The following is a 20,279-nucleotide window of genomic DNA, read 5'->3' as shown; positions in this document are numbered from 1 at the left end:
CTCATCCTACTCTGCATATAGCCAGCCACGGATAATCGCGACTGACTCTGCTGGATTTGCTTTAATGATATCGGAAACCTTTTGAATAGCTGTCTCCTGAATACGGTTTTCAATTTGAGCCATGTCAATCTGGCTATCCGTTCGCATTTCATCCAGTGCTAGCTGGCCTGTTTGCCGTGCAGCCATGACTGCAGCTGCGGCATTTTCATCACCAGCCGCCGCTGCCGCTACCAAATCAGCGGAAATTGGCCCAGTGATACCTCCAGGGCCTGCAATGGCAGGTGTTTCTGAGGCCATATCCTCTAGTTGTTGCTGTTGAGCTAGCTCTTCTGGAGTTGGTTGTTCCGGAATGGAATCAATAATACGGATAACCAGAGGGCGTACAATCAAGAGAAGGAAAACAAGAGCAACCAGAATGGTGCCACCATAAGTAACAAGCTCGAGCAAGTCAGATTTGTTGAGGCCTAGCAAGTTGAAGGATGGGGCCGTTGCTTCAAACGGTTCTGGGTCAACAAAGCGCATTGCTGCCACGGTTACGTTGTCATCATGTGGGATGATATCACCAGTGGCCGCATCTCGAATGGCAGGAATGGCTGTAATAACGAGATTGCGAATTTGATCAATTTCCGTTTGATCACGTGGTGTTGGATCACCAACTGTATTACCGAGCTCGTCCAATTGGCGATTATAATCAACAAGAACAGATACCTGAATGCCTGTTATTTCGCCCGGTTCTCTAACTGTTACTGTTTCTGTTTTAGAGTTTTCAAAGTTAGTCGCTTCTTCGGTTTTGTTTGTATCAGCGCTATTGTTGTTTTGGGAACCGTTGGCAGCGTTGGGCTGGTTATTGCCTACTGTAACCTGACCACCTGGTAGTGGCTCTGAAGAACTTTCTTCTCGCACGTTAGAAGAAATGACTACCTGGCCTTCCGGGTCAAAAGAGGTTTCGCTGGTTGTTGTGCGGCTCATGTTCATTTGAATAGCCACTTCGGCTCTTACTCGGCCAACGCCAACAACACTACCAATTAGTTCTTCAATTTTACTACGATATTCTCTTTCTTTTGCTCTACGGCTTTCATCCAGATTTGAAAAGCTTGCGAGATCATCAGAACCACCACCATCAACAAGAAGGCGACCACTTGTGTCGGTAATTGTTACGTAGTCTGGTGAAAGGCTTGGAACTGCAGAAGCAACGAGCGCCTGAATCGCTTGTGCTTGCGATTGGCTAACCGAACCCGCTGTTTTAAGCATAATAGATGCTGATGGCTGGCTCTCTTCACGCTGGAAAGGGCGTCTTTCTGGGATAACAACATGGACACGCGCTTCACGAACCGACGGGAAATACTTTATGGTTCTGGCAAGTTCGCCTTCAATGGCTCGAACGTAATTAACGTTGAGCTCAAAACTAGTGCGACCAAAACCGCTGTCAGCATCGAAAATTTCTTTTCCAACAACGCCGCCAGTCAAGCCTTCCCCTGCGAACCTTAGGCGTAGTCTATCAACATGAGCTCTTGGTACTTTAATTGTGCGGCCAGTTGGATCAGAAGAAATTGGAATGTTTTCGGCTTCAAGCTGTGCGGCGATAGAAGATGCAGAAGCTGGGTCAAGATCAGCGTATAAAATGACCATTGGTGAACTGGATACACCACTCATAACTGCCCAAAAAAAGGCGACTGTTAAAGTCCCTGCTACACCGATCATGGCCAATCTGGTCATGCCCATGTTTTTGAGTGTTTGAATTAAACCGTCCACGCCTACCTCGACTATCGGCTGCTATTGCTGCCTTACCCATACCTCTTAGCAGAGGATATACTTATAAAAACTTACCCCAAATTACGATCTGATAGTAAACAGATAGTTAAATCTAGGCAATTTTTGCCTATAAATGTAAAGCAAAATCTTCGTTAACTGGAAAAAAAAGTTTTTGAAGCTACAAAATGTCAACCTTTGTAAGGACTTAACGATTATCAACTTCTTGACTACGGTATTTCTGAATACGGGTAGTTCTGAGGCCCGCGAGGCCATTTTGATTGATTGCCTGTTGCCAGGATAAGAATTCTTCGACAGACAATGAATAACGTTTACATGCGTCTTCGAGCGTGAGCAAACCACCTTGGACAGCGGCAACTACTTCTGCCTTACGTCTGATAACCCATCTTTTGGTATTTGTGTTTGGCAAATCATCCAGAGTCAAAGGGCGACCCAGTGGTCCAATAACCTGATTTTGCTTTTGCTGATTATCAGATTGCATTACCGAAAACCTCGTTGCCACTTGCAAGTAGAAATCTAACAATCTGATTTTAATAAAGGCCTAACAGGTAGGGTTAATAGGCTGTTAACTAATTTGGTCGGTGTTTAAACGCTGACAGCCGGGTAACCATTTGGCTACCCGGCATAAGCAAAAGAGAGAAGTAAAAACCGACGTTAGATTCGGGTCAGTTCTTCAAGGATTTCATCGGACGTAGTGATAATCCGAGTTGAGGCTGAGAAAGCTCGTTGAACTTTAATCAGCTCTGAAAATTCATTCGCCAGATCAACGGTTGACTGCTCAAGGGAGTTCGGAGCAATTTTACCCGCGCCACCTTGTCCAGCCTGCTGGAATGTCGCAATACCTGAAAGATCAGAAAGACCAAATGCATTACCTTGGCGGCGGGTAAGCCCATCCGCGTTGGAGAATGTTGCAACAGGCAATTGGAAGATTGTCAATTCAAGACCGTTATCGAAAAGTGCAGTTACCGTACCATCCTGGCCGATTGATACACCATTAACGTTCTGGAAGTTCGCGCCATCTACAGCAGAACTAATCAGTGTAGATTCGTTATCAAATTGCGAGAAACCGTCTGTGCCATCGTTTGTACCAAAATCAAAGCGGATAGCGCCGTCTGCAACTTCCACGTTGTCCGGACCGCCTGCAGCATATTCAAAAGTAAGAGCTTCGTTGTTTGATAAATCTACAGCCGTACCACCCGCATTATTCAATGTGGTATTGTCGAGATCGATAGAACCATTGGGGTTGAAGCGTAAGCTACCGCTACCAATCAGACCATCGGTATGAGTTGCACTGTCCAATTGTGCTGCATCATCAAAATAGAGCTCGTAGTTCCACTGGTTTGGCGTAGTTGCATCTTTCACCGCTGCAAGCACAACTGTGTGTTCTCGGCCCTGACTATCAAAAATCTGAATATTTGTTTCAAACGACGCTGTAACGTTGCCTGCCGCTAGTGAGCCTACACCTGTCGTTGCGCTTGAAGTCGCAGGATCATACGTAGAGGTTGGTGTCGGTGCTGTTGTATTCTGTAAGTTAGCCCGGAAAGATACATTCTGAGTTGGAGCACCAAAGCTGTTTAGCGCGCTCAGGTTAATCGGACGAAGTTCAGCAGGATCCTGCTGGTTGTTTGTAATGTTCCCTTGGGAATCTACAGGCCAACCAAGAAGATAAAGACCCGCTGTGTTCTGAAGGAAACCTTCGGAATCCTGTGTAAACGCACCAGCTCGCGTGTATAGAACTTCGCCGTCTGTATCTTGTGCGCCAGTACCATCACGAACCACGAAAAAGCCCGCACCGTCCACCGATAGATCAGTTGCAGATGCTGAAGGCTGTAGCAGACCCTGACGAGAAACAAGTGTTTCAGAGAATGCGCGTACACCACCTGGTGAATATGATGATAGTGACGCAGTTTCAGTTACTAGTGTAGAAAAACGTGAACGTGTTTCTTTGTAGCCGATTGTATTAACGTTTGTGATGTTATCGGCAATAACACCAACGCCTTCTGTGAAGGCTTGCAGGCCGGAAACGCCTGCGGCCAAAGCTGTGAATGCCATTGTTACTTCTCCTAAACTCTTTTGCTTTTCACTTTGCTTGGGCTTTCTGCTCAAAATGCTTTTGTTGCCAAAAGCTTGACCTGATTTTTATCAAGCCAGATTACCTTTCGGAGATTAGGCTCCGAAAAGCCTTAGAATTTGTGTTTGTGGTACAAAGTTTGGACCAACTTGGAAGACTGGCTCTAGGCCCGTTGTGTCAACCCCCGTGATTTGGTCTCTTACAGCGATCCCAACAACGGTTTCGTTACCATCATCATTTGCAGCTGTAACCCGGAGGCCGTAATTGCCAGGCTCTACCAGATTACCTTCGTTGTCTCTGCCATCCCAGCGGAAGTCATGAACTCCTTGGCCTGTTTCAGCAGGGGCCTCAAAAATCACATTGCCGTCTTCATCTTCGACCGTGAGGTTAGCAGTTTCAACGCCAACCCGGTGGCTATATTGCCACTGAATACCATCGGTGCTGTGATCACCGAATGGAGCCTCAATAAGGGCTTCATTATTCAAATAAGAAGCAACGCTGCCAATGTTTCCAAGTAGTGTAACTTGAGTAAGACTTTCCACATTCTGGTTCAAACGAATTTGTTGTTCTACACCAGTGAACTGTACCAACTGATTAGTAAATTCTGAGCTATCGAGAGGGTCTGTTGGGTCCTGATTCTGTAGCTGTGTTGTTAGTAGAGACAGGAAATCATCGAAGTCACCCGCAAGGGTCGCACTGTCACGGGATGCTGTTCCCAATTGAGAGGCAACTGTTTGAGTTACACCAGCGGTATTAGATAGAAATGCCATAATATTATCCTTCTCTCTGGCTCTTAAATTCTGACATCAAGGCCAGTTTCAGGGGTTACCCGAGATAAAATTTCTTCGAGGGCTGCCAAATCCGTTTCTGGAAGATAGTCATCGTTTTCCAGGGCGTTAGTTTCAGCGGTTGTCGTGCCGTTTTTGATTTGATCATCCAGACGTTCTTTTTGAACAGCTTCCGCAAATGATTTGCCAGCGCTTTGTCCGTCACCTGTATCTAGGCTAAAGCTAATGCCATCAGTTGAGGCTTTATGCCCACCAGTTTCCATCGCACGTTCAAGACCTCGTGCTTCGCGTTGCATTAACTCAAGTGTCTCGGGGCGTTCAGCTATGATCTTTGTAGTAACTTTACCATCTATAAAGCTCATCTTGACTTGCACGCGGCCCAATTCAGCAGGGTCCAGGCGAACAGTGAACTCGTTTTGACCAGAGCGTACAGCTCTCGATACTTGAAGGTTCACTTGTTTCGCAACATGAGCTCCAAGAGCTGGCGATGGTTTACCGCCTAACAGGCTGAATGTAGATGCGAAGTTGCCTTCACCCTTGAGACCGCTTAGGCCAGAAGCAAAAGTTTCAGTTGCTGTGGCTCCATTGAAACCTGCTATTCGTTCAGGTGTTAACGGCGGTTGGTTTGGTTGGGTATTTGTAGGTTGTGCCTGTGCTACAGGCGCTGATCTGGTAGTTGGGTTCTCAGTTGTTTTTTGAGAAATTGTATCAGTAGTTTCAGGTGTGGCTTTAGTTTGAGCAGAATCGGTTGCTAGTGATGGCTTGTTTTGCGCGCCATTACTAGCAGCTTTACCGTTTGTATTCGCTTGTTTATTCGTGGCGGCCTGAGCTGTAGCACCAGCGGTTTGCTGTGCCTGTTGGGATTGCACACCGTGCCCCTCTGCAGCCTTTTCATCGGCTCTAACTTGAACAGCCTCTCCCTTAGCAGTTTTTTGCGCAGTTTCTTTAGCCGCAGCAATGATTGCCGCATCTTCTAGAGTTTTGCTTTCAGGATTAGGCTGAGAAGTTGGTGTTGAAGGGGCTGGTGTTGCTGCAGATCTTTGTTTGATAGCAACTGCTACTTCTTCTGTGTCTGCTTCTGTTTGAGCGCTACCGTCAATAACGCTCTGTTGAATTACGGTGGCTGTTTCTTCAGCCAATGCTTCTGCACTGTTTTCACTTGGGGGCGCAGTTGTTTCCTGTTGGGCCTGTTCAGGTGTTACCGTTACTGGCTGGTCAGTCAGTAGATTCTCTAGATCCGCAATCGATAGAAAATGGAAGGATTCTTCGCCGGTATCGTTCGGTGTGCCAGTGAAGACAAAAAGCTCAGGTTCATCTACTGGTGCATCAGTTGCTTCCTGAACAATCTGAGTACTTTCGATGATTTTGGTAAGCTGATCCGTTGAGAGCTTTGTTAGCTGTAGGCCTGGTATGCCTTCCAGAAATTCCTTTGATCGCCCCTCTGCAACAATGAGTGATGGTTTGCCAGATGCAGCTGATTGTGAAAGGTCATCACCAGTTAAAGGGGTAGCTTCTGCCTGATGCTGGGCAATAATCTCTTCTACAGAACTAACACCATCTGCCGCAGTGACGGAATAAATTGCGCTATTTTCTGAATCTACGTCTGACACTTGTCCTGTCAGATTGCTGGGTTTAATCGCTTGCAGTGCTGCTGCAAATTCGCCAGTACCTTCAGTGCCTTCTGCCGGATTAGTACCTAACAATGCGCCTAATGCCTGAGCAGGCGATGCGCCGAAAGATTGTAATAACTGGTCTATAGCAGTCATATCATTTGCCAAAGTTTGCACCCAATCTTAATAGGATGCGGGTTAATATTCGGCCTGATATAAGCAAACGGCGGGCCAGTTTTTAAATGGATGCGAAAAAGGATGGTTTTGCAATGAGTCGCAATTTGTATCTAGCTGTATTGGATTAAAGTCTTGGCTTGTTTTGTTGTTTTTACCCGGCAAAATTAGGCGAAACTTTAAAAATGCTCGGAATCCCTTGCCTCTTTCAGCTATAATTCCTATATGCAGCGGCTAATTGGAATGCTGACCAAACTGGTAATGATAAAGAGTAACGCAATGACGAGCGCACAGATTAATAGTATGGGCTTTGCAAAAGCTCCGGCAGACACTCGGGTAGTGGTGGCAATGTCAGGTGGCGTGGATAGCAGTGTAACAGCGGCGCTTCTTAAGGAAGAAGGCTATGATGTGGTTGGCATTACACTGCAGCTCTATGATCATGGCGTGGCAGTGCAGAAAAAGGGTAGCTGCTGTGCTGGGCAAGATATTCATGATGCTAGAAGAGTATCTGAGATGCTTGGTATTCCACATTATGTATTGGATTACGAGAGCCGCTTTAAAGAACAGGTAATGGAAGATTTCGCTGATAGCTATATTAAAGGCGAAACGCCAATCCCGTGTGTGAAGTGTAACCAGACAGTAAAGTTCAAGGATTTGTTGGATACTGCTCGTGATCTTGGAGCGGATTGTATGGCAACTGGTCATTATGTTCAGCGTTTACTGGGGGAAGACGGAAAAGCACAGCTTGTGCGTGGTGTGGATAGCGGCAAAGATCAAAGCTACTTCTTGTTTGCAACGACGCAGGAGCAGATTGATTTCCTTCGCTTTCCTCTTGGGCATATGGACAAGGATGAAACACGGAAACAGGCCGAACGCTTTGGGCTTATTGTTGCGGATAAACCCGATAGCCAAGATATCTGCTTCGTACCTGAAGGTAAATACGTAAGCGTTATTGAACGTTTGCGTCCGGGCGCTATGGAACCAGGTGATATTGTGGATCTAGATGGTAATGTGCTTGGCCAGCACGATGGTATTGTTAAATATACCATTGGGCAGCGTCGAGGTATTGGTATTGGTGGTGTAAGTGAGCCTCTCTATGTGGTGAAACTTAACCCGCTAGATAAACAGGTAATCGTTGGTCCGAAGGAAGCGCTTCTTACCAGAGAAATTGGTGTTAAAGAAGTTAGCTGGATTGGGGAAAATGTTCCTGATGATGGCTTGGACGTGATCGCCAAGATCAGGTCTACCCGGCCTGGTGTTCCAGCGCGGTTGTTCCTTGAACAGGATGGTAAAGCCCGTATTCAACTCAATGAAACCGAGGCAGGGGTTTCTCCAGGGCAGGCCGCCGTATTTTACCATGGTGACCGTGTGCTAGGTGGTGGTTGGATCGAAAAAACTGTAAGCGCTGATCCTCGTTTGGCAGCATAAACCAGTTCTTAGGCCTGTCATGCGTGACAGGCCCAAAAGTGCATCATGCCAGAAAAACAATCAGGGTTTTGTTTTTCAAATTCTTCCCAGTTATCCAAGTTTTTCATATATGGATCATCTGGGAAAGCAGTTAAATATCTATTTTTTACGCCAGATTTATCCCCATCAATACCAAGCAGTTTAAGGTTGGCAGATGCTAGCAAATCTTTTACTTCCAGCGGCGTATATGTAATTTCGTGAATGTTGAAGATATAGTCATGAAAGCCACTGATTGAATAAAATTCACGAGTTTCTTGTAGGGATTTCAATTTATGGTCTGTTGGAAGGTCTTTGATCATTTCCCGGATGGCGCGAATGCCTGCATGGTTCCCGGGAATATTGTGAGCGTTTATATATTCTCGGATTTCTCTTACATTTTCTCGGGCTCTGGTGCTGTATAATGCCAGATGGAACAGTGAGTGTGGTTTGCTAACTGATTTAAGAGATTGAAGGCCAGCCAATGGGTCCTTCATATGGTGAAGAACTCCTGTGCAGACGATTAAATCAAAGGAAGCATCCCAGCTTGGGGCGTTGAGAATATCACCACAGGCGTAATGTACATTTTCAAGTTTGTGATCTTGGGTGACGCGTTGAGCATATGCTAGGCTTGCCTTACTTAAATCTACAGCCAGTGCTTTTTCAGAAGTTACCATACTCTCTGTTTTTAGAACCTGTTCACCCGTTCCGCAGCCTGCATAAAGTGTGCTAAGATTGGCTGCCGGAAAGTCTGCGGGGGCATCACTGCCATATAACTCGGTAATGAGCGCTTTAAGGCTTGCAGGTGTTACAGTTTTCGTGGTCTGCCAACGGGGGTACGGAAAGCTGTTATATTGATCTGCTATTCCTACGGAATGTTCATTTGATATCTCATCCAATACAGGAATAGATTGAATGGAAACCTGCTCTTTTACTGGTTCAGAGTATATGGTTTGCCAAAGAAGCAAGGTCCAATTTGAAATGGATTTAGCTTCTGTTATCAGCGTTTCAATATGAGAGCTGTCCCAGGATAAAATCGTACTAAGGATAGGGGAATAGTTTGCCAGAAGAATAATCTCAAAATTACCAGCTTGTTCGTGAGCGCTTGAACAGTCTTCGAGAAGTCTGGAAATCAGAGTGAGTTCACTGTCATCAAATGAAAAGACATACTCTGTATTGAAACACTGGCACGCTGTTATTGAGAGGTAAACCTGTAGTCTTTCCAGAATGGCCTGCTTGTGTGGATTTTCACTATAGTAAAGAGCTAGTGAATGTTTCCTTAGTCCTGTGATCATATCTTCTAGCACTTCGGATATGCATGTGGTTTTTGCTGCAACTAGTTGCAGCAGATGATCTGAGAAAACTGTATCAATGAGGTCTAAGGTCTCGTCCGTGAAGAAATCAATAGACGGCTCCGTGGTTAATCGTGAAACCAATTTTTTAGCGTCTATATCTTGTGCAAGCTGATTACGTAGTACCATGGCTAAAGCTTGGATGTTTTGATTATCCTGAAGGGCTATGTAAGCCAGTTTATCGGTGGTGGTTCTCGGTAAAACATAGCCTTGTGTACAGGAAAGAAGGTCGAACAGAACCGTTTGTACGATTTCATCTTCAGGCTTTATTTCAAAAGCGGTTAAGAGATTTGCAAGTCCACCTTTTAAGTCTCCGCCAGCTAATGCTGTGCGGCTTTCTTTAATAAGGTTTAGTACCTGTGTGTTTTTTTGCTGCTCGCTGGTGCCTGTCCCTGTAAGCATATGATCTCCTGCGCCTTAGGCTTTATCTCGTATGCTACTATAAGGGAATAGAAGGGGATGGGAATAGCTAAAGCACCAAATACTATAATGCTTTAGCGTTTACTTTAGCTATTCGGCTGCCTGAAGTGAACTTTCAGGCTTGTGATATTTGGCAAATATCTTCTCTCGCTTTGAAGGTTTAATATAGGCCTTGGTCATGTCACCTTCCATTTGTTCTGCGACCAGAGGGTCCATGATTTTGAACCAGATTGGTGGATTCCACGCAGCCATAAACATAGTGAAGTATCCTGCTGGTAGTTGAGGAGACGTGTCAAAGTGCCTCAAACATTGATATGGGCGTTCTGCATGGGCATGGTGATCAGAATGTCGTTGTAGGTGGAACATCATAATGTTTGAAACGATGTGGTTTGCATTCCAACTATGATGTGGTTGAACGCGCTCATAACGGCCATCATCCCGTTTCGCACGCATCAGGCCATAATGTTCTACATAGTTGGCACTGGATAACATCAGGTTAGAGAGTAACGCGCCGCCAAGCAGGTAGGGGAGAATGGCCCATCCAAAATAAGCTGTGAGTGCTGTATAGAAAAAGATAGTGATAAGGGTATTCTGAAGAACTTCGTTTTCCAGTGAGAATGCTGATTTTCCTTTCTTAGCTAGGCGTTTCTTTTCAATACCCCATGCGCGTTTGTAACCGCCTGGTAGTTCATGCAGAACAAATGCATAGAATGTTTCTCCCATCATGGCTGTAGCGCTATCTTCGGGTGTTGCTACTTGCACATGGTGGCCAAGGTTATGTTCAATCCTGAAGTGCCCCATACCACACAGGCAAAGAAGGTAACGTGCTACAAAAAGGGACATTTTATCCCGGCGGTGGCCAACTTCGTGTGCTGTATTGAGAGCTCCCGCACCCATCAGACCGTTGGCAACCAAAATGGCAATATAACCGTTAAGGCTAAGGTCCTGTGTAGCGATAAACCACGCTCCAACAATCCAGTTAAGATAAGATACAGGAAGGGCTGAAAAAGCAGCCCACCGGTAAAATGGATCATCCCTTAGGGCAGGAATAGCTTCTCGCGGAGGGTTGTTTTCATCTTCACCAAAGAAGGTCTCAATAATTGGTACCAGAACATAGAAGAATAGAGGTGATGACCAGAGCCAAGCCTCGCTCCCTGTTTGCAAATAAACCCACATGGAGGCCACGGGCAAAAAACCAAGAATGGTAGCGAGCGGCCAAAACCATTTTTTGCCGTCCACATAATCTGTCGCCGCAGTATCTGCCATGTTCCTCTCCCCAAAGGTATTGATTAAGGCGTTTTATGATTATTAATGATAGTTTTATCAATAACAAGAAAAACTATATATTCTTTAGAGTAAAGGTGGGAATAGCTTGAGTTAAGAGGCGGAATAGGGCTAAAAAATAGCTGTGAAGCCAATAGGATAGAATGTGTCTCAATCAACTACTCGTAAGCGCCTAAGCCCTGAAAAAAGAAAACAGCAGCTTCTTGAAGCAGCTATTGATCTGTTTGCGGAAAAGGGAATCGGGGAAGCAAAGCATGCTGATATTGCCCGACGTGTGGGAATTTCGACAGCCGCGACCTTTGTGTATTTCCCAACTCGTGAAGCGCTTCTTGAGGAAGTAGTTGATGAAGTAGGGCGCTATTTCCTGACCTTTTTTAACGATGTGGAACCACATACGGTAGGTGCGCCTGCTATTCTAAAAGCGCTATCCGCTAGGGCGTTGTTCGTGCTGGATGAAAAACCAAGCTATATGAAGGTCTGGTTAGGCTGGAGCACAAGATTTGATCTCGAACTTAGGTCGCGGTTTATGGCGGTGCAGGAACAAATCCTAAGCAAGGTAAGTGAAATCTTGTGGGCTTGTGAGGATAGCATCAGCAAAGAAAACCGAGATGATGCGCGTATTTTGCTTTCGGCAAGTCATACACTTGCACTGATGAAACTAGACGGTGAACCGGAAGAGAAAATTGAACGTTTCACCGATCATACTATTCAAGTGGTGTTAGCGTACGGGCGTTCTTAATCACCGAGGCAATCAAATGTTGCATGATGATGCACTGGAAAATTCAGTGAGTTGGCAATAAAGCATTTTTTATTAGCTTCGATATGCGCATCGTGTGCTTTGCGGAGGTCAGCTTTACGTGTGATTGTTGCATGTGGATGCAGGGTGACGCTGGTGAATTGGCCCGCTCCATCTTCTCCTTCATGCATCGTGCCTTCTGCATGGTCGTTATAAGCACTCACCAAAATTCGGTTCGTAGAACAGATATGAAGAAACCAAAGCATATGACAGGCTGATACGGATGCTAGAAACATATCTTCCGGGTTGTGTACATCGGGATTTCCCCTGAACATGGGATCAGAAGAGCCTTTTATAGAAGGTTTCCCTTCTATATGAATTTCATAATCGCGCTCATAACTTAGGTAACTTTTCGTGCCTTGTGTGCCAGCACCCGTCCATATGATACTGGATTTATAATTATGTTCGCGCCATTCGGTCATGTCTATTCCCCAATTGTGTTTCTACAATATAGGCCGGAAATCGGGTTTAAACAAATTGCTATATATGCCGAATAAGCGAGAAAAACGGAACTTCCGTTTGCGGGTGGAAATTTTTACGAGTTTATGAAAAAATCTGGTTGACGAGGGCGAAGCAGAGGGATATACCAGCGCAGCTTTCAGCGGCCGTATGCTCTTGGGCGTAAACGCGTTGAAGCACTACAATATGGCCGAGTAGCTCAGTTGGTTAGAGCAGCGGAATCATAATCCGCGTGTCGGGGGTTCGAGTCCCTCCTCGGCTACCAAATTCCAAAGGCTTAGCTCCTGAGAGCTAGGCCTTTATTATTTTCTGCTTACAGCGTTATTTGTAAAGCTGGCTCGCGATTTCCATTCCGATGTTAACCAGACCTCTGTAACCATTGCCACTATTGTTCAGAATGATAATTGTACGGTGTTCATTAGGGAAGCGGAGCATCAGCGATGTATAGCCGTTTATACCGCCATTATAACTAATCACTTTTGTAGGGGCATCACCTTCTTTAAAGGGTACTTGATGAATGTTCCAGCCGAACGGGATTTTGCCTCCAAGAATTGTGTCTTTAGCACTGTCAGACAAGAAATCAGTGCCATAGAAAGCTTGGTCAAATTTTAACAAGTCTTCGGCGGTCGTGTGAATTGCGGCACCACCTCGGAACAGGTTCATATTCGTGTAACCGCTAGCGCAGTAGTCATCTACTTTATAGGAGCAATAAGAGCCTTCACCAGTGGATTCGTATGGTAGGGCCAGTCGAGGTATTACTCTGCCTTGGGTGTGTATGCCGCTATTTACCATGTCCAGTGGTTCAAAGACACGTTCTTGCATAACCGCTGAGAAAGACTTGCCTGTAACCTCTTCAATGATAGAGCCAAGAATATAATAGTTGGAATTGGAATAGTGTTTATCGGTACCAATTGGAAACTTCAGTGGGTAAGAGGCAATAGTTTTATGGAATTCTTCTTTGCTTATTGCACCTCTGAATTTACCTGTAAACCAACCCTCGAATTCGATATAATTCGGTATGCCTGATGTATGCGTTAATAGGTGCTGCAGTGTTACATCTTTCGCATAATCAGCTGGGAAACCTGGCAAATGATCTGTGATAGTATCATCGAGTTTTAGCTCTCCTGCCTCGGCCATTTTTACCATTAGGGCTGCGACAATACTTTTGGAAAGGGAAGCAATATAGAAATTGCTGTCACTAGAATTGGGGATTTCCCATTCCATGTTCGCAAAGCCGTATCCAGCCTTATGGGTGATTTTTCCGTTGTCTGCGACTAGAATTGTGCCGTGGAAGTTGTTGTTATTCGTGATGGTTTGAATGATTTTGTTGAGCGGGGGATTAGTTGCCTGAATAGCCGTTCCTTCTTCGGCTGAGTATGCCTTAGTTGCCACGGGAGATAAAGTTAATGCAAGGCTACTTGCTGCTAGCAAAGCCAACTTTCCAATTCTTCCCATAAGATATCCTCTCTGTCGTTTATTATATGTAGATAGTTTATTGTTGTGAGTTACTTACGTATGAAATGTCGCTTATGTTTCAAGAGGTCTTTGTTGTGAAGTTCTGAAGCTTTACAATGGGGCACGCCCTTATTATGGTTTTTGTTACCGTAGACTGGGGTAAGGTATGACAAAAACCACTATAGTTCGCTATATTGATGCGCCAATAGAAACTGTGTTTTCCTGTATTTCTGATATCAGGAATTTCTCGCAGGCGATTCCGCATATCAAAAATGTAGAGTTTTTAACTGAACAAAAAGTGGGAACCGGCACCCGGTTTATTGAAACGCGCGAAATGAATGGTGGTGAAGCATCTACCGAAATTGAAGTGCGTGAATATTCAGAAAATGACCATTTTCGTGCGGTTGCTGATAGCCATGGTACAATATGGGATACGATTTTTACTGTTGAAACGGTAAAACGGGAAGAGGGTAACCACACGAAGCTGGTGATGGTTATGGAAGCTCGGGCATACCGATTAATCCCAAAAATTCTTAACCCATTGATGAAGGGTATGGTTCGGAAAGCTGTATGTGCTGATATGGATGCCGTTAAACAGTATTGTGAAGCACAATCTCATTAAGCTGCGGCTTCAACTTCTTTGGCTGCTTTTCTATGAGCTCCTGGGCCTTTGCCTGTATAGCGTTTGAACACTCTGCTGAAGGCCGCTACAGACTCGTAACCGACTTTGGCAGCAACCCATTCAACTGAAACGTTGTTTTCTGCGAGTAATCTCTGTGCTTTTAAGACCCGCCACTGTGTTAAATATTGCATAGGGGTGAGGCCCATAATCTCCGAAAAGCGGCATGAAAATACAGTGCGTGACATACCTGCCTGATGTGCCATGCTCTCAACCGTCCATTTCTGTTCGGGGTTGTTATGAACGGCGCTTAGGCTGCGTCCAATCTGTGGGTTGAGAACAGCTGCTGCAAATCCCTTTGGCCCGCCAGAAGTTTCAATCCAAACTCTGATAGCATGAAGAAATAAGATCTCCGAAAGCCTTTTTTCAATAGCGTCATGACCGGGGCGTTTTGTATTTGTCTCAAGCGTCATCATTTTCAGTGCCTGATCAAACCAGGAAAAGTTTTTGGCTTCCTTGCCTTTTATAAGAATGAAAGATGGCAGCTGCGCAAAAAGGGGATGGTCATACCCATCATCAAATTCAAGATGACCACAAATTAATCGGGTAGCAGGTTGAGGTGAGCTGGCACTTGAGGTGTTACTGTAAGTTAACCTACCTGTTTCATCGAAACTACCGTCTTCAAGGACCTCTGTGAGAGGGTAAACCTTTGAAGAAGGATGATTCCTCAGGAGGTGCATGCTGCCGTTTGGAATGATAATAAAGTCACCCGGGAGTAACTGTACAGGTTCAGCTCCACCGACGCTTACCCAGCACTCGCCTTCTTCAATATAGTGAAATCGAGCGACCTTTTTAAAAGTTGGTACTTCAACACCCCAAGTATTGGTGAAACAGGTAGTGAAATAGAGACAACCTTGAAATTTTACTAAATCTAAAATGTCGCTAAAAACATCCATCGCACAATCCTTAGGGGGTCAATCTACTGCCTACTAAATCAGGGCTTTTTGTTGATATCAAGGTAAGTAGAACGAATGAGCATATATACCGTACGACAGAGCATTGATTGTATGGAAGGAAATCGTACCTTTTCTTCAGATTAAAACGGAGAAATACGATGGAAACAGCATATTATTATCTAGGCCTGAGTGGCGTACTAACAGTACTTCTATGGGCACCTTATATTGTGGCAAGAATGGTTGGTTGGGGTATTCCTACATTCCTCAATAACTATCCTGAAAACTTTCCTGCGGTAACACCAGAGCAGCCTTTGTGGGCTTCTAGAGCACAGCGCGCGCATCTTAACATGGTAGAGACAATGCCTGCTTTTATCGCAGTTGTCTTGGCGGCGGGTTTTCTTCTAGACGCTGGTGCGGGTGCTGCAGTTGCGATGTGGGCTGAAGTATTCTTTTTTGCACGAGTTATCCACGCCGTGGTTTACATTCTCGGTGTGCCATTCTTGCGTACACCAGTTTATTTAGTTTCATGGTTTTCTATTCTGGCGATTGGCTCCCTATTCCTTGTCTAAAGGCCAATCTCAGGTGCCTCGCCACTGTTCCTGCACAGTTGGCGAGGCTTTTCTATTTATTACGCTTGCACCTTCAGCCAGACGAGTGGCTTGTTACCTTTTTCAAGCACTGCTTCTTCGGTAAGAGTAAAGCCTGCATCCCAGAGCAGAACCTTCATTTCTTCAGCTGTTCTCAGTCGGTAAACTTCGTCAGGCAGTGTATTCGGTCTATGTTGTCTCCGGCGTTGAAAGCAAACAACAAAAACACCGTCTTTTTTCAAGGCACGTTTCATCTCAGCAAAATATTCTTCGAGTGGATGAAGAAAGTAACAGCTGTGCACCATTAGGGCTTTGTCGAAATATCCATCAGAGAATTTAAGCGAGGCACCATGGGATTGGTATATTTCCATAGTGTTGTTTTCGATATGGCTTTTGTTTCGTCGGATAGCTTCTTTAATCATAATAGGGCTGTTATCCAGCCCAACCGTAAGCCCGTCTGGCGTTCTGTTATGGATAAGACCAAGAGTACGACCGTGTCCGGTCCCAAAATCAAGCACTTTTTCACCATTCTGGATGTCTAGCAGTGAAACGGCTTTTTCATTTGCCCCAGCGGTTGCAAACGCCATCCATTTAGCAATCATGCTTCCTATAAAACCGCGTGCATGACAGCTATGTTCCGCGATGAAAAGCGGCGTTTGCATTTCTATTCTCCATACCCAACTGATTCAGTGAGCGTATTGTTAGAAACAATAAATACATTGGTCTTACTGATTTTGAAATTTATTCAATTTTTCGGAAATCGGCGATATTTTTAAATAATCGTTCGGTGCATAGCTGGCGTGACAGATTGTCTGTTGAAAGCTGAAGCCTCATCCATTACATACGCCGCTTGTTTAGAGTATTGAGTAAAAGGTTTTGTTTGTGACAGGTAAGTCCATTTATATGTTCGCGGCATTGTTTGCCGGAGCAGTTTTGCCGCTTCAGGCATTGATTAATGCCCGCTTAGGAACTGCGGTTGGCGGAGCTAGTTCAGCGTCTGCGATTTCGTTTGCTGTAGGCACTCTTGGCCTGATGATTTTTCTAGCCGTTACCAAAATGCCAAACTTCAATACAGCTCAACTAGCTTCTTTGCCCTGGTGGGCTTGGATTGGCGGCTTGCTTGGCGCTTATTTTGTTGCGACCGCTACAATGACAGCTCCGGTATTAGGGGCCGCGAGTATGGTTGCCCTGGTTATTGGTGGGCAGGTCGTTGCTTCACTTTTCCTTGATCACTACGGAATTATGAATGAAGCTCAGCCTATTAATTGGCAAAAAGCCAGTGGTGCGCTACTCTTGATCATAGGCGTCTATATGATTACGCGCCCAACGCCAACGGATATCCCGGGGGCATAACCAAGGGAAGCATAAAATGGCAACTGCAGAAAAGAGCATCCGCCCCTATAGCGTTATGGAAGAAATCGTCCACGCTGGTACTCACGGGGTAGGAATTGTTCTGGCGGCAATTGCTATGGTGTTTTTACTTCTTAAAGCCAGTGATCAAGGCGTTTTATCCATCACTGCCGTTTCCATTTACGCAGGCTGTATGATTTTAATGTATGGCTGTTCCACGCTTTACCACAGCATGTTTAAAAGCAAGTTGCAGCCGTTTTTTAAGATGCTGGATCACTCAGCTATCTATTTTAAAATTGCTGGCAGTTACACGCCATTTGCTCTGATTACACTTCCTGCTTCAACTGGTATTTGGGTTATGGTTGGTGTTTGGGGGGCAGCGCTTTCAGGTACGCTATTCAAGCTGATCGCTTTTCTTCGCAAAAGCGGTAAGAAGATGAATTATATCTCGCTTGCCATTTATTTGGCCATGGGGTGGGCTGGGGTGTTGATGGTTGGGCCTCTCGCTGAAAGTTTGCCTAAAGAAGCACTCTATTGGTTATTCGCTGGTGGGGCTTTTTTCACTATTGGCGCAATTTTCTATGCGATCAAATCTGTCGCTTATTTCCATGCTGTTTGGCATGTATTTGTGCTTTTGGGCAGTGCTAGTCATTTCTTTGCGATCTACCTTTATGTGATTTAATTGACCTGCGATTAGCGCTTGGGTTATAGCCTCTGCCATGCAGCAGAAATCCAGAACAATTGAAAGTAACCAAACAGGCCCGCATGAACGGCTTGAAGCGACTGTGCTTAAGCATTTGAAGGCTGATTTTAAAAAGCCGATTGCGGATCATACCCAGCGTGTTTTTGACGAAGTGAATAAGCTTGTGAGTAAACATGCGGGTTCGGTAGTTTTCGATAGTTGCTGCGGTGTTGGGGATAGCACGCGATTGATCGCGAGAGATCATCCTGATCATTTGGTAATTGGTATTGATAAATCAGCAAGCCGGGTAACCCGCGAAAGATTGCAGGTCGACCCTGAAAACATGATCCTTCGGCGGGCAGATTTAAATGATTTTTACCGTTTGATGGTGACAGCAGGTTGGCAGGTGGAAAAGCATTTTGTGCTTTATCCTAATCCTTGGCCGAAATCGGCCCATTTAGGGCGTCGTTGGCACGGAGCACCTGTATTTCCCTATATGTTGAAACTTGGTGGCCAGTTTGAAATGAGGTCAAACTGGAAGCTGTATCTGGAAGAGTTTCAGATTGCTTTGAAACTAGCTGGGCATGTTTCAGAGTTAGAGGGATTTGAACCAGAAGAATATCTCACACCTTTTGAGAAAAAATACCATGAGAGCGGTCAGCAGGTTTACCGACTAATTACTGACATCAAGCCCAATTAACGTCTTCAGGTAATTGAAAACTGGAGAACTCCAGATGAATAATTCGACGCCTTGATGGCTTTGTGCCTTTTTTTGAAGAATGTATAATATGAGGTCTCATGATAAGTGCCGAGCCAGCGTTAGCCACACACGCAGTGTGGCCTGATTGTGCTGTGATGCTTGTGATAGTTCTATGTGGTATACGACCTAAGGCGTGACTGGAAGGTACTATATTCAGACATCCATTTCTTTGATCCGTATCATCTAAATGAATGCGTAGCGTGATCATATTCTCCAACACCGCGAGTGGCGCTTGGACATGCCAGATACCATCTTTTTGAGTCCAATTTTCCCAGCCCTCGCATTCAAAAAAACGATCAACCGCAATAGTTAAATCCTGATGCCAAGGAACTAACCAATTTTGATCTATAGTTTTATCAAAATAGATAGCTCTCACAAGGGATAGGGGAGGTGCCAAATAAGCCTCAAGGCGTTCTTGAATCGCTTCAATTTCAATTGTTTTGCTAATTAATGGGATTTTTGTTTCCGCATTCCTTAAGCCGCCTTTAATAGTGGGGAGCGTTAATGTGTCGGTAGCCGTTTGTAGAGATTTGAGCGAAGCTGGAGACAGAAAATCATCAATGAGTTCTGCTCCGTGCTCCGTAAATGTTAAGCCTGATACTGGAAACATAAAAATCGCTTTATTATTCGTTGCCGGTGAGCCAACCTTTGGCGAGTTGTTCTTTTGCTTCTTCTTCACCTTGTTTGATAAGGCGCTTTATATCATCAGATGTGAAATCCGTTGAATCAATGGCAAGGCGCTCCTGTGGTCGGACTTCAACGAATTCAATGATCCGTTTCCCAGCAGTATGAACTTGCCCGCCCGCGTCCAGTTCCTTTTGGCAGGCTGCGTTGATATCGCGCACTTTCTCCAGATCATTATTCATAATCTCGTTGGTGAGAGTCCCAAGTGTACGTTTGAGAAGCTTCAGCATATTGCCGAATTCTTTCTTGGATTCCACTACAGACATATGATCAGGTTTCATGGCTATGATTGCCATTTTTTCTGCACCGCGCTTAATCGCCGGAGCAAGAGGGGCAATGTTCCTGACACCACCATCCACAAGAGGCTGGTCTTTTACCCACATGATCGGCATGTTCACAGGTTCACGGGTGGACGCTATGACATAATCCAAAATATCTTCCCCAAAGGTGCCAACATCCGCGTCAAAATAATCACCGGTGCGCATGTTGGTTACGCCGCAGGCATAATAAGTTTTACTGGCCTTTAAGTTTTCATAACGAATGTTGGCACGGGCTAGTTCTGCGGCCCCATCCATTTTCGTAAGGCCATTGAATTTGCCGCCAATTATTTTCAGGGCGAGTGAAAAGGCACTGCGTTTTTTGCCGATAGAGGCAAAGCTGGTGATGTTGTTTCGCCAAAAGGCTTCAAGTTCATTACCGATTTCAGGCCAATCTGGCTCTTGGCCTTTAAGGGCTGCTTGACCAGCGCGGTCAGCAATGAAACCGCCGTTCATAGCCCCAACGGAAACGCCGTATATAGCACCGGGTTTAAATTTGCTGCCATCAGGGAAGGTGTGATTGAAAAGCGCTTTGAGCGCCCCCGCTTGATAAGAGCCTTTTACATTACCGCCAGAAAGAACAAGTGAATTACGCGTGTCAAACATAATATATCTCCCCAAAAAGAGGATAGTGTACACGTAAAAGTAAAAGAAAGCACGCATCGGGTAGGATGCGTGCCAAGGTACTGTAATGATTGAAAT

At 45.2% G+C, this 20,279-nt stretch carries 20 protein-coding genes and 1 tRNA gene; 8 read left to right on the top strand and 13 right to left on the bottom strand.

The features are described from left to right. Nucleotides 1-6: 6 nt before the first annotated feature. From fliF to KFE96_RS14775, 5 genes are all read right to left on the bottom strand, one after another. Nucleotides 7-1,752, bottom strand: a complete 1,746-nt coding sequence (gene fliF, locus KFE96_RS14795; RefSeq protein WP_255833329.1) for a flagellar basal-body MS-ring/collar protein FliF — start codon at nt 1,750-1,752, stop codon at nt 7-9. A 205-nt stretch (nt 1,753-1,957) separates the two neighbouring features. Further along, on the bottom strand, nt 1,958-2,251 hold the full coding sequence (locus KFE96_RS14790; RefSeq protein ID WP_255833328.1) for a DUF1153 domain-containing protein: 294 nt from the start codon (nt 2,249-2,251) through the stop codon (nt 1,958-1,960). 173 nt (nt 2,252-2,424) lie between these two features. After that, a complete protein-coding gene (locus tag KFE96_RS14785) occupies nt 2,425-3,822 on the bottom strand; it encodes a flagellar hook protein FlgE (RefSeq protein WP_255833327.1) in 1,398 nt (465 codons plus the stop codon). Between the two features lie 114 nt (nt 3,823-3,936). Next, on the bottom strand, nt 3,937-4,611 hold the full coding sequence (locus KFE96_RS14780; protein ID WP_255833326.1) for a flagellar hook assembly protein FlgD: 675 nt from the start codon (nt 4,609-4,611) through the stop codon (nt 3,937-3,939). Between the two features lie 23 nt (nt 4,612-4,634). Beyond that, nucleotides 4,635-6,395, bottom strand: coding sequence for a flagellar hook-length control protein FliK (locus tag KFE96_RS14775; protein WP_255833325.1), 1,761 nt, complete (start codon nt 6,393-6,395; stop codon nt 4,635-4,637). A 297-nt stretch (nt 6,396-6,692) separates the two neighbouring features. Here KFE96_RS14775 and mnmA point away from each other — a divergent pair, with 297 nt between their 5' ends. After that, the gene (mnmA, locus tag KFE96_RS14770) at nt 6,693-7,841 is read left to right on the top strand and encodes a tRNA 2-thiouridine(34) synthase MnmA (RefSeq protein WP_255833324.1); all 1,149 of its coding nucleotides are present in this window, start codon (nt 6,693-6,695) and stop codon (nt 7,839-7,841) included. Between the two features lie 17 nt (nt 7,842-7,858). Here mnmA and KFE96_RS14765 read toward each other — a convergent pair whose 3' ends face one another. Beyond that, complete coding sequence (locus tag KFE96_RS14765) at nt 7,859-9,610, bottom strand: bifunctional 2-polyprenyl-6-hydroxyphenol methylase/3-demethylubiquinol 3-O-methyltransferase UbiG (RefSeq protein ID WP_255833323.1); 1,752 nt, start codon at nt 9,608-9,610, stop codon at nt 7,859-7,861. A 108-nt stretch (nt 9,611-9,718) separates the two neighbouring features. Then, nucleotides 9,719-10,894 carry an alkane 1-monooxygenase gene (locus KFE96_RS14760; protein ID WP_255833322.1) on the bottom strand — a complete coding sequence of 392 codons (1,176 nt, stop codon included), beginning with the start codon at nt 10,892-10,894 and terminating at the stop codon, nt 9,719-9,721. Between the two features lie 163 nt (nt 10,895-11,057). Here KFE96_RS14760 and KFE96_RS14755 point away from each other — a divergent pair, with 163 nt between their 5' ends. Then, on the top strand, nt 11,058-11,651 hold the full coding sequence (locus KFE96_RS14755; protein WP_255833321.1) for a TetR/AcrR family transcriptional regulator: 594 nt from the start codon (nt 11,058-11,060) through the stop codon (nt 11,649-11,651). Here KFE96_RS14755 and KFE96_RS14750 read toward each other — a convergent pair. Beyond that, entirely contained in the window at nt 11,648-12,130 is a 483-nt protein-coding gene (locus tag KFE96_RS14750; RefSeq protein WP_255833320.1) for an OsmC family protein, read from the bottom strand. The genes KFE96_RS14755 and KFE96_RS14750 overlap by 4 nt on opposite strands. A gap of 225 nt (nt 12,131-12,355) precedes the next feature. On the opposite strand from KFE96_RS14750, the gene KFE96_RS14745 reads away from it, so the two are divergent. Beyond that, nucleotides 12,356-12,432: transfer RNA gene (locus KFE96_RS14745), tRNA-Met, on the top strand. A gap of 56 nt (nt 12,433-12,488) precedes the next feature. Here KFE96_RS14745 and KFE96_RS14740 read toward each other — a convergent pair. Next, nucleotides 12,489-13,622, bottom strand: a complete 1,134-nt coding sequence (locus KFE96_RS14740; RefSeq protein ID WP_255833319.1) for a serine hydrolase — start codon at nt 13,620-13,622, stop codon at nt 12,489-12,491. Between the two features lie 166 nt (nt 13,623-13,788). On the opposite strand from KFE96_RS14740, the gene KFE96_RS14735 reads away from it, so the two are divergent. Continuing rightward, complete coding sequence (locus KFE96_RS14735; RefSeq protein WP_255833318.1) at nt 13,789-14,244, top strand: SRPBCC family protein; 456 nt, start codon at nt 13,789-13,791, stop codon at nt 14,242-14,244. Here KFE96_RS14735 and KFE96_RS14730 read toward each other — a convergent pair. Next, the gene (locus KFE96_RS14730) at nt 14,241-15,197 is read right to left on the bottom strand and encodes an AraC family transcriptional regulator (RefSeq protein ID WP_255833317.1); all 957 of its coding nucleotides are present in this window, start codon (nt 15,195-15,197) and stop codon (nt 14,241-14,243) included. The genes KFE96_RS14735 and KFE96_RS14730 overlap by 4 nt on opposite strands. A gap of 158 nt (nt 15,198-15,355) precedes the next feature. Between KFE96_RS14730 and KFE96_RS14725 the strand changes: the two genes are divergently transcribed. Next, entirely contained in the window at nt 15,356-15,766 is a 411-nt protein-coding gene (locus KFE96_RS14725) for an MAPEG family protein (RefSeq protein ID WP_255833316.1), read from the top strand. 59 nt (nt 15,767-15,825) lie between these two features. Here KFE96_RS14725 and KFE96_RS14720 read toward each other — a convergent pair whose 3' ends face one another. Then, a complete protein-coding gene (locus KFE96_RS14720) occupies nt 15,826-16,446 on the bottom strand; it encodes a class I SAM-dependent methyltransferase (RefSeq protein ID WP_255833315.1) in 621 nt (206 codons plus the stop codon). 220 nt (nt 16,447-16,666) lie between these two features. On the opposite strand from KFE96_RS14720, the gene KFE96_RS14715 reads away from it, so the two are divergent. Genes KFE96_RS14715 through KFE96_RS14705 form a run of 3 tightly spaced genes read left to right on the top strand, consistent with a single transcriptional unit; the run spans nt 16,667 to nt 18,516 of the window. Further along, nucleotides 16,667-17,137, top strand: a complete 471-nt coding sequence (locus KFE96_RS14715; protein ID WP_255833314.1) for a DMT family transporter — start codon at nt 16,667-16,669, stop codon at nt 17,135-17,137. 16 nt (nt 17,138-17,153) lie between these two features. Further along, entirely contained in the window at nt 17,154-17,816 is a 663-nt protein-coding gene (locus KFE96_RS14710) for a hemolysin III family protein (RefSeq protein ID WP_255833313.1), read from the top strand. A 37-nt stretch (nt 17,817-17,853) separates the two neighbouring features. Beyond that, nucleotides 17,854-18,516: a tRNA (guanosine(46)-N(7))-methyltransferase TrmB gene (locus tag KFE96_RS14705; RefSeq protein ID WP_255833312.1), complete on the top strand. Its 663-nt coding sequence runs from the start codon at nt 17,854-17,856 to the stop codon at nt 18,514-18,516. Here KFE96_RS14705 and KFE96_RS14700 read toward each other — a convergent pair. Together KFE96_RS14700 and KFE96_RS14695 are read right to left on the bottom strand one after the other, a co-directional pair. Continuing rightward, nucleotides 18,503-19,186 (bottom strand): phytanoyl-CoA dioxygenase family protein, encoded by a 684-nt coding sequence (locus KFE96_RS14700; protein ID WP_255833311.1) that lies wholly within the window; start codon nt 19,184-19,186, stop codon nt 18,503-18,505. The two genes, KFE96_RS14705 and KFE96_RS14700, sit on opposite strands and share 14 nt — an antisense overlap. A gap of 13 nt (nt 19,187-19,199) precedes the next feature. Beyond that, nucleotides 19,200-20,183 carry a patatin-like phospholipase family protein gene (locus KFE96_RS14695; protein ID WP_255833310.1) on the bottom strand — a complete coding sequence of 328 codons (984 nt, stop codon included), beginning with the start codon at nt 20,181-20,183 and terminating at the stop codon, nt 19,200-19,202. Between the last annotated feature and the right edge of the window lie 96 nt (nt 20,184-20,279).

Origin of the sequence: Kordiimonas sp. SCSIO 12603 (assembly GCF_024398035.1) — a bacterium.
Classification (GTDB): Bacteria; Pseudomonadota; Alphaproteobacteria; order Sphingomonadales; family Kordiimonadaceae; genus Kordiimonas.
This window is presented reverse-complemented; position numbering and strand designations above follow the sequence as displayed.